The sequence below is a fragment of the Actinoplanes lobatus genome (assembly GCF_014205215.1).
GTDB classification, from domain to species: domain Bacteria; phylum Actinomycetota; class Actinomycetes; order Mycobacteriales; family Micromonosporaceae; genus Actinoplanes; species Actinoplanes lobatus.
Map to the genome: position 1 here is coordinate 3228547 of NZ_JACHNC010000001.1, position 15424 is coordinate 3243970.

Annotated in this window: 11 protein-coding genes and 3 tRNA genes; 11 read left to right on the forward strand and 3 right to left on the reverse strand. The window is 71.3% G+C overall.

What is annotated here, in order from left to right:
• Positions 1-140: 140 nt before the first annotated feature.
• From BJ964_RS15030 to BJ964_RS15055, 6 genes are all read left to right on the forward strand, one after another.
• Entirely contained in the window at positions 141-3905 is a 3765-nt protein-coding gene (locus BJ964_RS15030; protein WP_188121243.1) for a hypothetical protein, read from the forward strand.
• 84 nt (positions 3906-3989) lie between these two features.
• Complete coding sequence (locus BJ964_RS15035) at positions 3990-5054, forward strand: winged helix DNA-binding domain-containing protein (RefSeq protein ID WP_188121244.1); 1065 nt, start codon at positions 3990-3992, stop codon at positions 5052-5054.
• A 196-nt stretch (positions 5055-5250) separates the two neighbouring features.
• Entirely contained in the window at positions 5251-5841 is a 591-nt protein-coding gene (gene orn / locus BJ964_RS15040) for an oligoribonuclease (RefSeq protein WP_188121245.1), read from the forward strand.
• Between the two features lie 73 nt (positions 5842-5914).
• Positions 5915-5990, forward strand: a tRNA-His gene (locus tag BJ964_RS15045).
• Between the two features lie 181 nt (positions 5991-6171).
• On the forward strand, positions 6172-6690 hold the full coding sequence (locus tag BJ964_RS15050) for a SigE family RNA polymerase sigma factor (RefSeq protein ID WP_188121246.1): 519 nt from the start codon (positions 6172-6174) through the stop codon (positions 6688-6690).
• Positions 6683-7468, forward strand: a complete 786-nt coding sequence (locus tag BJ964_RS15055) for a hypothetical protein (protein WP_188121247.1) — start codon at positions 6683-6685, stop codon at positions 7466-7468. The genes BJ964_RS15050 and BJ964_RS15055 overlap by 8 nt, the downstream gene beginning before the upstream one ends.
• Before the next feature lie 60 nt (positions 7469-7528).
• Here the strand turns inward: BJ964_RS15055 and BJ964_RS15060 are convergent, their stop codons facing one another.
• A complete protein-coding gene (locus BJ964_RS15060) occupies positions 7529-8698 on the reverse strand; it encodes a L,D-transpeptidase (protein WP_229806836.1) in 1170 nt (389 codons plus the stop codon).
• A gap of 224 nt (positions 8699-8922) precedes the next feature.
• A complete protein-coding gene (locus tag BJ964_RS15065) occupies positions 8923-10149 on the reverse strand; it encodes a L,D-transpeptidase (RefSeq protein WP_188121249.1) in 1227 nt (408 codons plus the stop codon).
• 138 nt (positions 10150-10287) lie between these two features.
• Here BJ964_RS15065 and BJ964_RS15070 point away from each other — a divergent pair.
• The 5 genes from BJ964_RS15070 to BJ964_RS15090 all read left to right on the forward strand — a co-directional run bounded on the left by BJ964_RS15070 (position 10288) and on the right by BJ964_RS15090 (position 13853).
• Positions 10288-10360, forward strand: a tRNA-Lys gene (locus BJ964_RS15070).
• A gap of 249 nt (positions 10361-10609) precedes the next feature.
• A complete protein-coding gene (locus BJ964_RS15075) occupies positions 10610-11599 on the forward strand; it encodes a polysaccharide deacetylase family protein (protein ID WP_188121250.1) in 990 nt (329 codons plus the stop codon).
• Positions 11600-11699: 100 nt separating this feature from the next.
• Positions 11700-11772, forward strand: a tRNA-Lys gene (locus BJ964_RS15080).
• 113 nt (positions 11773-11885) lie between these two features.
• Positions 11886-13172 (forward strand): HupE/UreJ family protein, encoded by a 1287-nt coding sequence (locus BJ964_RS49095; RefSeq protein ID WP_188121251.1) that lies wholly within the window; start codon positions 11886-11888, stop codon positions 13170-13172.
• 48 nt (positions 13173-13220) lie between these two features.
• Positions 13221-13853, forward strand: a complete 633-nt coding sequence (locus BJ964_RS15090) for an NADPH-dependent FMN reductase (RefSeq protein WP_188121252.1) — start codon at positions 13221-13223, stop codon at positions 13851-13853.
• Here BJ964_RS15090 and BJ964_RS15095 read toward each other — a convergent pair.
• Complete coding sequence (locus tag BJ964_RS15095) at positions 13846-15390, reverse strand: sulfatase family protein (protein ID WP_188121253.1); 1545 nt, start codon at positions 15388-15390, stop codon at positions 13846-13848. The genes BJ964_RS15090 and BJ964_RS15095 overlap by 8 nt on opposite strands.
• Between the last annotated feature and the right edge of the window lie 34 nt (positions 15391-15424).

Here is a 15424-nt window from a genome sequence, read left to right on the forward strand (position 1 = left end):
TCCGGCTCGTTCGCGAGGCCCGGCCCGGTGGGCCGGGCCTCGTTGCGTATCTATCGGGGATTAGCGTCCAATTCGACCACTTTGGGGTTATTTGCATCTGTATGGTCCTCGCAGTACGGCCCGGGAAGGGGGAGAGACAGATGCGGGTGTTCCGCACGATCCTCGGCATGCTGTTACTGACCATCGGACTGCCCGCGCTGCTGGCCGGCGGCGGACTGTGGGCCGTCATGCAGCACCGCGATCCGGGAGGCGCCTTCACCGGCGAACTCCAACGGCTCACCGTGCCCGGGTACGCGGTCGTCGTCCCCGACATCGACCGGCTGCTGCGCGACGACGTCCCGTTCGCCCGGATGACCGGCACCCAGATGCGGCTCTCCGCGGCCACCGCCGACGGCCCGGCCTTCCTCGGGATCGCCCCGTCCGACACGGTCGCCCGATACCTCGCCGGAGTCCCGTACAACCGGGTCGACGCCGTCGACCTCGGCACCGGAATCCTCCCGGTCACCGCCGTCCGCTCCGGTGGCCGCCGGACCCCCGACGGCGTACCCGCCCGGCAGACATTCTGGACCGCGAGCGGAGCCGGACTGCTCGCCTTCAACCCCGCTGACCTGGGCGACCGCCCGCACAGCCTGGTCCTCATGAACCCCGGCGGCACACCCGTCGCCCGGCTCGCCACCGTCGCCGAGGTCCGCCCCGGCTGGCTCAACAGCGGCACCTGGGGCCTGCTCACCCTCGGCACCCTGCTCGTCATGGCCGGCGTGATCGTCCTGAGCTGGCCGGGCCGCCGCCGCGAGGTCGTCTACGTCGTCGAACCCAGCCAGGTCCCGGAACTCATGCACGCCATCGGCGCGCCGCTGCCCCTGCCCGGCGGGCTCGCCTACCACGCCGGGGCGCGCGGTGGGGCACACCGTCCGCGTACGCTCGCCGACTCCCGGCCCAGCCGCCCGCCCGCGCTGCCGCAGTTCGCCTGGCCTCCGAAGCGGCCGGCCGGCCCGTTCCCGCCGGCCTTCACCGCCACCCTCGACGGTCCCGAACCCGCCTCCGGTCCGGTCGCCGCCCCCGGTTCCCCGGCCGCCTCCGGCCCGCATCTCCACGGGGACGCGGCTTCCGGTTCGCTCGTCCCCGACGACCCGGGCGTCGTCTCCGACGCGGCAGCTTCCGTCGATGCCCTCCCCGGCCCGGGTTTTCCCGGTGACGGCGGCGCTCCCGTCCCGGGCTCTCTCGGTGACGGCGGCGCTTCCGGCCAGGCCTCGCCCGGTGACGGCGGCGCTTCCGGCCCGGGCTCGCCCGGTGACGGCGGCGCCTCCGTTCCGGGTGGGGGGACCCCGGCGCCCGGCCAGCCGCTGAGCCTGCTCGGCGACACGCCCGCCCTCGCCGGATCACAGCCCGGCACGGTTCCGGCCCGCCGCGGCGACCGCCGCCGCTCACCGTCCAGCCCGGACGCGCCCGGATTCCAGGCCACCGCCGTCGGCGCCTGGGTGGCGGCCACCGCCCCGGACCGGGCCCGCAAGACCGAGGCGCGAGCCGCCGCCCGGCTGGCCGAGGCGGCCCGCCGCAACGCCGGGAAGTTCACCCCCGCCCAGACCGGCAAGACCAACATGCCGGGGTCGACGATCCCGATCGCCCCCCGTCGCGGCCACACGACCGCGAACCCCGAAGAGGCGCCAACCACCGGCACCCCGGCCGTGACCGGGAGCGTCGCAGAGGAATCGGCCACGCCGATCACGGTCGAGGACGTCGCCGGGGAGCCGGAAACCCGTCCGGCGGACGCCGGCAACCCGGACGCCCCGGCAGAGGAATCGGCCACGCCGATCACGGTTGAGGACGTCGCCGGGGAGCCGGAAACCCGTCCGGCGGACGCCGGCAACCCGGACGCCCCGGCAGAGGAATCGGCCCCGGTGATCGCGGTCGAGGACGTCGCCGGGAAGCCGGAAACCCGGTCCACCGAGGCTGACAAATCGGATACCCCCGCCGTGATCGGGAGCGTCGCGGAAGAGTCGGCCGCACCCGCGAAGCCGGCGACTCAGGCCTCGGATGCCGTCGGCGGGCTGACCGAAAAGCACGATGCCACCGCGGATCGCGCCACCACGCCGCCGAAGACCCCCACCCAGCGTCCGGGGGCAGCGGCCCTGCAAACCCCCGACCAGGGCCGGCCGACCGCGAAACTCACGGCCACAAGCCCCGATCCGGTACGCCCGGACGACGGCCCATCAACCGCGGACGGCCCGGCCCCACGACCGGCCATGACCCGGGTGGCCCTCCGAACCGGACCAGCCGCCACCGACTGGACCGCAACCGGCCTGACCCGCCTGGAGCCCCGCCGCGTCCCGGCGCCCGAGCCGGTAACCGTCATCGGTGAGGCGGCTGACCGTCCCGATCAGACCGGCACCGTGGAGTCGAACAAGCCACCGGTCAACGAGCCGGCCGCGAACCTCACCGTGAAGCCCGGCGCGCACGGTAGCGCCCCGGCCGTCACCGAGCCCGGCCCGCAACCGTCCCCGCCCGGGGATACGCCCGCCGAGCCGGAGGCGAAGGCGACCACTACGGAGAAGGAAGAACCCGGGAAGCGCCCGATCATCCCGTTCCCGAGCCGTCCGGCGCCGACCGATGATCGCGAAGAAGCGGCCCCGGCCGGCGGTGAACAGCGCGCCTCGATCCATGCCGTCGAGGCCGGAATCCCGGTTCTCGACCAGGCCGCGCCTCCGGAGACCGTGGAATCCGGTGCCGCCCCGACCCCGTCCGTGGCGGACAGCACCCATGTCGAGGCCTCGGATTCCGTTCCGGCGACAACGGATCCGGACCACGGCAAGGCCGGCCTTTCCGAGCCGCAGCAGCCGCCCACCCGGCCGGGGAGGTCCAAGCGGGCATCGATGCACGCGGTGGAGGCCGGCGGGCTGACGCTCAGCAAGAAGCCGGCGCCCGTGCCGACCCAGGGCCTCGCGGCTCCGTCGCGACCCGTCTCCGAAAGCCCCGTCTCCGAAAGCCCTGTCTCCGAACGTCCCGCCTCCGGACGCACGTCCGAGCCGGCTCCCGAACACGCGGCCACGGCGGCGACCCCGAACGGCGAACCGGCAGGAAGCGTGACCGAGCCGGCTTCCGGCCACGCGGCGACGGCGGAGAACGATGAGCCGGCCGAGCGGAATGCCTCCTCGGGACCGGTGAAGGCCACAGCGAAGACCGCCGGATCCGGTGCCACCCGGGACACGGCCGAGGGCGTGAAGACACCGAAGGCGAGGGGCGACCGGCCCCGGACCGCCGAACCCGGTGGCGACAACCCGCTGGCAAGGGCCCAGAGCCGTATCGCCGGGGACATGCCCGCAGCGCCCCGCCCGGCCCCGGCCACACGGCGGACACCGGCTTCCTGGGTCCGGGCGGCCGAGTCGGTGGCGGCCCGCACCGGGGTGGAGGCACCCGACGGGACGGCTCAGCCCGTACCCCCGAAGGCCCGGACGGCCGGGACCCGGACCGCCGGAGTGCCGGAGCCGGAGCCGAAGGCGGCCGGGACCCGAGCCGCCGAGCCGTCGAAGCCGGAGCCGGAGCCGAAGGCGGCTGGAGTGCCGGAGCCGGAGCCGAAGGCGGCCGGGACCCGAGCCGCCGAACCGTCGAAGCCGGAGCCGGAGCCGAAGACGGCTGGAGTGCCGGAGCCGGAGCCGAAGGCGGCCGGGACCCGAGCCGCCGAACCGTCGAAGCCGGAGCCGGAGCCGAAGACGGCTGGAGTGCCGAAGCCGGAGCCGAAAGCGGCCGGGACCCGACCCGCTGGAGATCCGAAGCCGAAGGCATTCGGGGGACTGCCGTTGAGCTATCGCGAGGAAGCCGCCAAGCTGCTGGCCGGAGGCTCCGACCAGCGCCGTCGCCGGAGCCCCGCCGCTCGCAACCGCCCCAAGGACGGCGACGAGAAGAACTGACGAAATGGCGGGCCATCCCGGACGGGATGGCCCGCCCGTCATTGCGGACAGAACCTGGCCGCATAAGGACCTAGCGTCGCGGGTATGCGAGTTCTCCCCGCGCGCGTGCTGAACCGGACCTACCTGCGACGACAGTTGCTGGCCGAGCGCCTGCCGCGGCCCGCCGCCGACATCGTCCGGCATCTCGTGGCCGTGCAGGGTCAGGAGCCGGACTCGCCCTACCTGGGGCTGTGGGCGCGGTCGTCGTCCTTCCAGCGGGCGGACCTGACCGCCCTGCTGCACGACCGGACCGTGGTGCGTGGCGCCATGCTGCGCGGGACCCAGCATCTGAGCACCGGCGACGACTTCGGCTGGCTGCGCCCGACGTTGCAGCCGATGCTGGACCGCCTGGCCGGGAGGCTGAGCCGGGTCGATGATCCGGTGGCGTTCACCGCGGCGGCGCGGGAGATCCTGGCGGCGGGCCCGCTGACCCGGCCGGAGATCGCCCGGCGGCTGACGGCCCGGTTCCCGGAGGTGGAGTTGAGCGGGCTGACGCTGGGGGCGCATCTGCGGCTGGCGCTGCTGCATCCGCCGCCGTCCGGTACGTGGGGGCACCGCGGCCGGGTGACCTGTGTGCTGGCGGACGACTATCTGGGCCGCCCGCTGGCCGACGGCGTGGCCATGGAGACGCTGGTGTGGCGTTATCTGGCCGCGTTCGGCCCGGCGTCGGCCAAGGATCTGCAGGTGTGGTCGGGCCTGACCCGGCTCGCGGGGGTGCTGGCGGGGCTGAAGGCCCGGCTGCGGGTCTTCCGGGACGAGGCGGGGACCGACCTGTACGACCTGCCGGACGCCCCGATCGCCGATCCGGGCGAGCCGGCGCCGGTGGTGTTCCTGCCGGAGTTCGACAACGCGGTGCTGGGTCATGCCGACCGGGCCAGGATCATCCACCCGGGTGACCGGTCGCTGGTGACGCCGGGGTGGTCGATCGTTCGCCCGACCGTGCTGGTCGACGGTTTCGTGGCGGCGGTCTGGTCCCGCCGGGGTGGGACGCTGACCGTCGAGCCGTTTCGCCCGCTGGCGCCGGGGGACCGGGCGGCGGTGGAGGCGCGGGCGGCGGGCCTGCTCGAGTTCGTGGCGCCGGGTGACGCCCACGAGGTGCGCTGGGCATGAAAGGGCCCTCCGTGCTGCCGACACGGAGGGCCCTTTACCGGGGGGAACGGAGTAACCGAAGGGGGGCTTCGTCCGTTAAGTTCACTTTACCCGGCAACCGGCCAAGTGGGAAGTCCGGGTAGCAAACCGGACAAATGACTCGTACACGAGGGTCCGGGGGCGAACGGTGGCTCGACGCCCGGCGTAGGCTGTCGACGTGGCGGATCTTCTGGTGTGGATCGACTGTGAGATGACCGGTCTCGACCTGGGCAAGGACAAGCTCATCGAGGTGGCGGCGCTGGTCACCGATCCCGAGCTGAACGTGTTGGGCGAGGGCGTCGATCTGGTCATCCACGCCGACGAGGCGTCGCTTGACGCGATGCCTCCCGTGGTGCGCGACATGCACGCCAAGTCGGGGCTCACCGACGAGGTCCGCCGTTCGGCCATCACCATGGCCGAGGCGGAGGAGGCGGTGCTGGCGTATGTCAAGGAGTACGTGCCGAACCCCCGGACCGCCCCGCTCTGCGGCAACTCGATCGCCACCGACCGCGGCTTCCTGGCCCGGGACATGCCGGCGCTCGACGCCCACCTGCACTACCGGATGATCGACGTCTCCTCGATCAAGGAGCTGTGCCGCCGGTGGTATCCGCGGGTGTATTTCGGCCAGCCGGCCAAGGGCCTGTCCCACCGGGCGCTCGCCGACATCCGGGAGAGCATCCGCGAGCTGGAGTACTACCGCCGAACGATCTTCGTCCCACAGCCCGGCCCGGACGTGGAAGCGGCCAGGGCCGTCGCCGCCGAACTGTAGGTAACCCGCTCGACGGCCTCCCGGGGCGTGCGGCTATGATTGGCCAGCGCCGCCGATAAACAGGGCGGCCATGGTGGTCGTAGCTCAGTAGGTAGAGCACCGGGTTGTGGTCCCGGGTGTCGCGGGTTCGAATCCCGTCGATCACCCCATAGGAAAGGCCTCGTCGAGAGACGGGGCCTTTTTCGTTTCCCGCTCTTCGGAACACCGGAAGATTTCTCGTGGGATCGGGCAACCTTTTCGGTCCGGCGGGCCACAGGGGTGTGGATCAGTCGTCGTCCCCAGGAGTCTCCCCCTCATGCCCCGCATCCACTGACGGACAGGAACAGTCACTTGTCCGACCTTGGCACCGAATACGCCTTCCGGCGGTTCTTCGACGAGCATCACGCCGACATGTCCCGTCTCGCCTACCTGGTGACCGGCGACTCGCAGGCCGCCGACGACCTGGCGGCCGACGCGTTCGTGGAGGTGTGGCGGCACTGGGAACGCGTCCAGGCGGCGGACAGCCCGGTCGCGTACGCGCGTGGCATCGTGACCAACCTGGCCCGCCAGTGGATCAAGAAGCAGAGCCGGGAGCGGTCCGGTCTGCTGCGGCTCGGCCTGCTGCGCCGCGACCGGGCGGAGAGCGACACCCCCGCGGTCCTGGACGTGCGAGCGGCGCTGCAGCGCCTTCCGCAGCGGCGTCGCGAGTGCGTCATCCTCCGGTACGCGTTCGACGTGCCGGAACGTGAGGTCGCCACCATCCTCGGCATCTCGGTCGGCGCGGTGAAGAGCCACACCTCGCGGGGCGCCGCCCAGTTGAGCGAGTTCCTGCGCGGGATGCCGCTGGCGACGGGACGTCGTCATGGCTGAGCGTCTCCATCCCGACCTGGGTGCGGCGCTGCGCCGGGAGGCCGAGCGGCACACGCCGGACCGGGCCGCGATGCTCACCCGGATCGCCCAGCGCCGTGCCGAGCCGGTCCGCGGCCGGTGGGCGTTCTCGTTGCGCCCGGTGGCCGCCGCGGCGTCGGTGGCCGCCACCATCGTGGTGGGTTTCACCGGGATCCGGCTGGCCGGTGACGAGCCCGATCCGGATCCCGGTCCGGCCGCCACCGCCTCACCGGCGCCGTCGGAGTCCGGCGCCGCGCCGCCGCAGCCCGGCCGTACCCCGAAGGGGAAGCCCACGGAGACCGGCCGCGGTCCGGACCGGGGCACCGTCCCCGTCCCCGGTACGGCGCCGGTGGTTCCGGTGTGGAAGCCGGCCGACGGCTTCCTGAGTTCCAGCGCCGTCCTCGACGAACACTCGGCCGGCACCTGGGCGCAGGGCAACGTCACCCTGACCACCACCGAACCGGTGACCGAACTGGACGTGGTGATCGGCGTGGTCCGGACCGAGGGTGTCCGGGAGGCCGGGAAGTGGACGTCGATCCCGGCGGCGATGATCGCCATGGCCGTGACCGCGGAGAAGGACGTGCTGTACTACCGCTTCACCCTCAAGCCGGGCGCCCCTCTGGCCCCGGGCAGCTACGTCTTCGCGGCGCAATACACGCATGCCGAGGGCGACCGAAATCCGAGCGGCGACAACTACGGCGCGGTCGCCGCCGCCGGCCCGAAGAGGGCCACGGTGACCGGGGCGTTCCCGGCGGCCTGAGCGGAGACGAACGTGGGCCCCGGTGCGATCCGCACCGGGGCCCACGCCGTCCTGCCAGGCCTAGAGGTAGCTGCCCTTCTTGTACTCCGCGTAGCTCATGTTCCAGTCGGTCCAGCCGTTGCCGTTCTTCAGCTTGTCCTCGGTGCCGGTGACGCTGATCACGTCACCCATCATGGTGCGCTGGAACAGCCACTGGCCGAGCGCCTCGGAGACGTTGACGCAGCCGTGCGAGACGTTGCGCTTGCCCTGCACGCCCTCGGACCACGGGGCGGCGTGGATGAACTGGCCGCTGTAGGTGATCCGCTGAGCCCAGTCGATCGGGGTCTTGTAGCCGTTCACCGGGTCCTCGTCGGTGGTGTCGAAGACGGTGTGCGCCGCCTTTTCCATGATCACCATGGTGCCGCTGGAGGACGGGGTGCTCGGCTTGCCCAGGCTCACCGGGATCGTCTTGATGACCTTGCCGTCCTGCTTGACGGTCATCTTCTTGGTCTTGTTGGAGACCGTGAGGATCATCTCGCGGCCGATCTTCAGGTCCACCGTGAGGTCGGACCGGCCGTACCACCCGTCGCCGAGTTCAACGCCCTTGAGCTTCACGTCGGTGAAGACCTTGGAGTTGGCCTTCCAGTACGCCTGCGGGCGGAAGTGCACCTCGGTGGAGCTGATCCAGCGCCAGGTGCCCTCCTGCGCGGGTGTGGCGGTGACCACCATCCGGCGCTCGACCTCGGCCCGGTACTTCTCCGGGATGGCCCGCCCGAACTTCATGATCAGCGGCATGCCGACGCCGACGGTCTGCCCGTCACCCAGGAAGCTGGTCACCCGCACCAGGTTGGACGGCTGCTTCATCGTCGTGAACGAGCTGGTGGCGGAGTTGTTCTTGCCGTCGGCCGCCGGGGTGGTGACGGTCACTGTGTACTTCGTGCCCCAGGCCAGTGACTCGGAGGGACGCCAGAGATTCTGGTCCTTGTCGAGGGTGCCCTCGACCTCGTCGCCCTTGGCGTTGGTGACCTTGACCTCGGTGTTGTCCGGGTCCTCGCTGTCGAACTTCACCTCGGACCAGAGCTCGACGCTCTTCGCGTCCTGCGCGGGAGAGGTCACCGCGACAGTGCTCAGCGTGGGCTCGGCGGAGGGAGCCGATGACGCGCCGGCTGCCCCGTCACCGCCACCCTGCCAGGACGGATCGTCCTTGTCGCCACTGCACGCGGCGGTCAGCAGCAGGGTGCCCGTGAGCATCGCGGCCAGGGTCAGGCGCCACCGGCTCCGGCCATTTCGGGCGGTTGGACCGGCCCGCTCCGCCGACCGAATTCCATCCATCTCCATGGTCTCCTCACGGCGTCGTTCTCCCCGGCGCCCAATAGTGCCCCGCGAAACAGCGTCGCACCAATACCGGTTTCGTGCCGTGACCGGTGCAACGCCATCGATGTACCCCACCGGGTAGGAAGAACCACTCCGGGTGATCAGAGAGCGCTGCCCTCCTTGAACTTCTCCCAGCTCACGTCCCACGGCGTCCAGCCGTTGCCGTACTCCAGCTCGTCCCCGGTGCCCTTCACGGTGACCGGGTCGCCGATCAGGGTTTTTCCGAACAGCCAGCGGGCGTTCGAGGGGGACACGTTGACACAGCCGTGTGACACATTCGTGCGTCCCTGTGAGCCGGTGGACCACGGGGCCGAGTGGATGTACTGACCGCTCCAGGTGAGTCGCTGCGCGTACTCGATGTCGGTGCGGTAACCGGAGGCGCCGTCGGTGTCGGTGGTGTCGAAGACGGTCGCCGCCTTCTTCTCCATGACCACCATGTGGCCGCTGGACGACGGCGTGCTCTTCTTGCCGAGACTCACCGGGATGGTCTTGACGACCTTGTCGTCCTGGAGCACGGTCATCTTCTTCGAGGCGTTGTCGACCTTCATCTCGAACTTGCGGCCGATCTTGACCTTGGCCGAGCGGTCCTGGTCGCCGTAGCGGCCGCCGCCGGTGGGCAGCCCGCCGACCGCGATCCGGACGGTCATCTCGGTGCCGGTCTGCCAGTAGTCGGGCGCCCGGTAGTAGGCCTGCGTGCCGCTCGACGTCCACGACCAGGTGCCCGGCTGCGACGGTGAGGTCTCGACGAACATCCGCTTCTGTACGGCGGCGCGATCCGCCTTCTTGATGCCCGGGTTGAACTCGACGACCACCGGCATGGCCACGCCGTACGTGTTGCCGTCGAAGAGGTAGAGCCCGGTGCCCGTCTCCCGGGCCGGCGCGCCCATCGTGGTGAAGGTGGTGCTCGCCGTCGTGGACTGTCCGTCACTTCCGGTGGCGACGACCTTGGCGGCGTACGTCTGCTTGGTCTTGAGGGGTTTGGCCGGCACCCAGGCCGAGCCGTCCTCGCGCAGCTCGCCCGCGACGGCCTTGCCCTTGGCGTCGGTCAGGGTGACCGAGGTGACCTCGCCGCCGCTGACCTTGAGCCCGATCTCCGCGCTGACCGGCACGTTCTTCTTGTCGGCGGCGGGCGTGATGGTCAGTGCGACCGGGCCGCCCGCCGCGGACGTGCTCTCGGTCACCGGCGCGCCGGAGGCGCCGGGGTCGGCGCTCGCGGTCGTGGCCGGGTCGGCGAAGGCGGGTTTGGCATCGTCGTCGCCGCAGGCGGCGAGAGGTGCGATCAGGCCAAGCGCCATGATCGCCGCCAGAGAGCGGCGGAGGTGAACCATCGTCGGGCCCCGTTCTGGAGTTCTCAGCGCTGACATCCTGACGTATGGACGCAAGCCCTGCCTCCCCCTTCGGGTGACCGGCAGCCGATTTCAAGGATCTTCCGAGGTCGTGCTAACGTTTTCTCCGTTGTACGGCGAGCGTCGCTAGCTCAACTGGCAGAGCAGCGGACTCTTAATCCGCGGGTTGTAGGTTCAAGTCCTACGCGACGCACTCTCCAAGCACACGAAGCCCCAGCCCTCGGCTGGGGCTTTTTCGTGCCCTCCGCCGGTGCTTCCGGGATCCCCTCGATAGTTGCGGCCAGTAAAAGCGTGATCCATCGCCTAACTACTGCTCCCAAGCTCCGAAAGTTTCGAAAATTTACCGGCACTTAACAGTTGACGCGGTCCCGGTGACTCCGAACAATGAATCAGCGACGGCCGTCGATCCCTTCCCTGTTCCCCGACACGAAGGTGGATCCCCATGCGCAAGCTCAGAGCCGTGCTCTGCGGAGCGGCCGGCGTGCTGGCCGCGTCCGGCGCCGTCCTGGCTCCGCTCACCCAGACGGCCGCCGCCGCCCCGGCCGCCTGCAGCAGCGGTTACGTCGGTCTCACCTACGACGACGGGCCGAACGCCGGCAACACCACCAACCTGCTCAACGCGCTGCGGCAGAACGGGCTGCGGGCCACCATGTTCAACACCGGCCAGAACGCGGCGGCCAACCCCGGCCTGGTCCGGGCGCAGGTGGACGCCGGCATGTGGGTCGCCAACCACAGCTACACCCACCCGCACATGCTGACCCTGTCCTCGGCGCAGATGAGCTCGGAGCTGTCCCGCACGCAGAGCGCCATCCAGGCCGGCGGCGGGGGCACCCCGGTGCTCTTCCGTCCGCCGTACGGGGAGACGAACGCCACCCTCCAGTCCGCCGCCTCGGCCCTGGGCATGCGGACGATCATCTGGGACGTCGACTCCCAGGACTGGAACGGCGCCACCACGGCCCAGATCGTGCAGCGGGCCGGCACGCTCACCAACGGCCAGATCATCCTGATGCACGACCAGTACGCCACCACCGTCGCCGCCATCCCGCAGATCGCCGCCGACCTGCGCAACCGTGGCCTGTGCGCCGGCATGATCTCGTCCAGCACGGGCCGGGCCGTGGCGCCGAGTGGCGGAACGAACCCCACGACGCCGCCGCCGACCGGTGGTTCCTGTACGGCCACCTACTCCGAGGGCCAGAAGTGGACGGACCGCTTCAACGGTCAGGTGGCGGTCACCGGGACGAACAACTGGACGGTCACCGTCACGTTCCGTTCCCCGCAGAGGGTCATCGCGACCTGGAACGCCACGGTCGGCTGGGACTCCACCGGCTACGTGATGACCGCCCGGCCCAACGGCAACGGCAACACCTTCGGCTTCACCGTTCAGCACGGCGGCAACTGGACCTGGCCGTCGCTGACCTGCACCGCGACCTGACCCCGTTCCCCACGGCCGCGGGCGCTCCCCGGCGCCCGCGGCCACCCCCCGGCCGAAAATCGGGGCCGGGGTGGTGTGTTAGTCTTCCTCCCGTCGAAAGGCGCTGCTAGCTCAACTGGCAGAGCAGCGGACTCTTAATCCGCGGGTTGTAGGTTCGAGTCCTACGCGGCGCACGACCGACCGAGGCTCCACCTGATTCAGGTGGGGCCTCGGTGCTTTCTGTGACTTGCTGTGAACCCGCGCGTAGGCCTACCTGCCGACGATATTGTTGACAATCATGTGGCGGGTGAGACGGATCGCAGTGCTCCTGGCCGTACCCCTGATGGTGTTCCTCGGCGCGAAGCCGGCAGCGGCCCACCCGATGCCGAACTCGGTGGTCGTCCTCGACGTGCACCAGGGCTCGGTGACCGCGTCGCTCCAGCTGCCCGCCGGCGACCTGGCCCTGGCCAGCGGGATCGCCGCGACCCAGCTCCCGGCCCGGGCCGGGGAGCTGCGCGCCTATCTGACCGGGCACATCCGGCCCACCGGCGCCGACGGCGCCGCCTGGACGGTCGCCGCCGGGGACGTCGAGGTCAGTACGGCCGAGCAGACCGGCACCGGGCCGTACCAGGAGGTGATCGCGACCCTCACGCTCACCCCACCGGCCGGCGGCGATGTGCGGCACTTCGCCCTCGGCTACGACGTGATCGTCCACAAGGTGGTGACGCACACCGCGCTGGTGTCGGTCCGGCAGGACTGGGCGGCCGGCCGGGTGACCGAGGGTGACGACGCCGAGCAGGTCGGCGCGATCGCCGTCGACAACCGCACGATGACCGTCCCGCCGCTCGCCGTCGACCTCGGCGCGGGCGGCTCCTGGCAGGGCTTCCGGGCCATGCTCGAACTCGGCGGCCGGCACATCCTGGAGGGGACCGACCACCTGCTGTTCCTGCTCATCCTGCTGCTGCCGGCGCCGCTGCTGGCCCGGGGCGGGCGCTGGCGGGAGCTGTCGGGCGCGCGGCCGGCGATCCGGCGGATCGCCGGGATCACCCTGGCCTTCACCCTCGGTCACTCCGCGGCGCTCGCGCTCAGTGCCCTGACCCGGGTCGCGATCCCGGCCCGGCCGGTCGAGGTCTTCATCGCGGTGAGCATCCTGATCGGCGCCGTCCACGCGGTCCGCCCGCTCTTCCCCGGGCGCGAGGCGCTGGTCGCCGGGCTGTTCGGGCTGGGGCACGGGATGGCCTTCTCGCTCACCCTGGCCGACCTGCACCTGTCCACCACGCAGCTGGCGCTCAGCCTGTTCGGCTTCAACCTCGGCATCGAGCTGGTCCAGCTCCTGCTCGTGGCGCTCGCCCTGCCCGCGCTGCTGGCCCTGGCCCGGCTCCCGGTGCAGCCGTGGCTGCGGACCGGCGGCGCGCTGTTCACCGCGGCCGCCGCGGTCGGCTGGGCGCTGGACCGGATCGGCGTGCCGAACGTGGTCGCGAGGACCGCCGACGGCGCCGGCGCCAACCACGGCCTGATGCTGGCGGTCCTGACCGTCCTGGCGGTGGCCGGCACCGGCTGGATGCTCCGGGGGCGGAGACCGGCGGCCGGGTAATCCCTTCGGGCGTCCGAACCGGGGCCCCGCGCGCCGTATCGTCGCGGAATGACCCGTGTCCTGCTGATCTCGGGAAGCACCCGGGAGGGTTCCCTGCACAACGCCGCCCTGCGGACCGCGGCCCGGTTCGCGCCACCGGAGATCACCACCACCCGGTACGAGGACCTGCGCCACCTGCCCGCCTTCGTCCCCGGCGAGCTGCCGACGGGCCCGGTCGCCGAGCTGCGTTCCCTGGTCGACGCGGCCGACGCCGTGCTGTTCAGCACCCCGGAGTACGCCGGCTCGCTGCCCGGCAGCCTCAAGAACCTGCTCGACTGGCTGGTCGACGGCGGCGACCTGGGCGGCAAACCGGCCGCCTGGCTGTCCGTGGTGCGGCCCGGCCTGGACGACGGCGCCCGGGCCGGGCTGGAGTCGGTGCTCGACCACGCGGGCGCCCGGCTGCTGCGGCCCGCGTGCGTCCGGATCCCGCTGGAGATGGCGTCGATCGACGGCGACGGCATCGTCACCGACGACCGCCTGCACATGGCCCTCCAGGACATGTTGCAGGCGCTCGCCCGGGCCCTCGCCGACTCCCGGCCCCGCCCGCAGCCGTCCTGGCAGGCGCACTCCAGCGTCTACCCGATCGTGCCGGACCAGGGCCCGTCCGGGCGGCCGTTCATCTGGCCGGGCGGGGTCAGCTGATCGCCCGGGAGGCCTTCCCGCAGGCGTCCGCGCCGACGCAGGTGGCCATCCCGTGCAGTGCGGTGGTCAGCTCGGCGAGCCGCGCCGGCGCCAGCGTGCCGACCAGGTTGGTCAACATGTACGGGTCGGTCTTGCGGTCGAAGTACTCCCGGGTCCCGTCCACGTACTCGATGTAGGTGAACCGCTCGGTCCGCATCGCGTCGTACGACGGTGGGATGTTCTTGCTGTCGTACTGGAAGTCCGGGTCCTTCGGGTCGGTGGCCGGATCGTGGTGCTCGATCAGGGTCGCGTGCCGCCAGTCGGCCGGCGCGTCCTCGCTGAGCAGCGCCTTGAAGCTGCGGCCGTCGCACTCCGGCGACGGCGGCGCCCCGGCCAGGTCGGTGAAGGTGGGCCGCAGGTCGATGTTGGCCACCACCGAGCTGACGCTGCGCCCGGCGCCCACCCCGTGCCCGGCGACGATCAGCGGCACGTTGACGTCGGTGTCGAAGGCGGTCTGCTTGCCGGAGGGCAGCGCGTACTCGCCCATGTGGTAGCCGTTGTCCGAGCTGAAGATCACCACGGTGTCGCCGGCCACCCCGGACTTGGCCAGGGTGTCGCGCAGCGTGCCGACCATCCGGTCCACCGACTGCACCGACTGCACCCGCTTGCGGAACTCCTCGTCCACCCGCTGCGCCTGGTCCTTGGTGAGCTTGAGGTTCGGGGGCAGCCACGACGAGCCGACGGGGACCTTGTCGTAGGCCGCGGTGCGCGGCGCCTTCAGCCCGGGGAAGAGCTTCTCGTCGCGCGGCGCCGGAGTGTACGGACTGTGCGGGGTGTACGTGGAGACCTCGACCATGAACGGCTGCCCGGTCGCCGCCGTGGTGCTGATGAAGTTCGCCGCCTTGCCCGCGATCACGTCGGTGAGGTAGTCCTGCGGCTTCTTGCCGTACCTCTTGACCTGGCCGTTCTCGTTGAGGTCGTAGTCGAAGTTGTCGTACGCGTTGCCGCCGCCGAACCACTGGTCCCAGCCCGGCGGCACGTAGGGCTTGCCGGTGCCCATGGTCTTCTTGGGGAAGTACTCGTTGAGGTACTTGCCGAGGAACGCGGTGCGGTAGCCGGCCGCCTTGAGGTCGGTCGCGATCGTCGACTTCTCCTGGCCGCGGCTGTTGAAGAGCCGGAAGCCGCCGTCCGACCCGTGGTTCTTGACGATGCCGGTGTTGTGCGGGAACTGTCCCTTGAGGATCGAGGCGCGCGACGGGCAGCAGAGCGAGTCGGTGACCGTGTAGTTGGTGAACGTCGTGCCGTCCCGCTGCATCTTCTGCACGTTCGGCATGTACTGCACGAGGTTCATCGACAGGTCGTCGACCAGCACGAAGACGATGTTCGGCCGGGTCGGGACACTCTCCGTGGGAGTGCCCGGCACCGCCGCGGACGGTCCGGAGGAGGCCGCTGGGTGGGCTTCGGCGGGGTCTCCGACGGGTGCGGCGGGAGAGCCGCATCCGGCCATGGCCAGCAGCGACGTGACGGCGGCGAGGACGCCCAGGGTGCGGAAGGACATGGTGGCGCGGCTACTCCATCTACGAGTGGTCCCA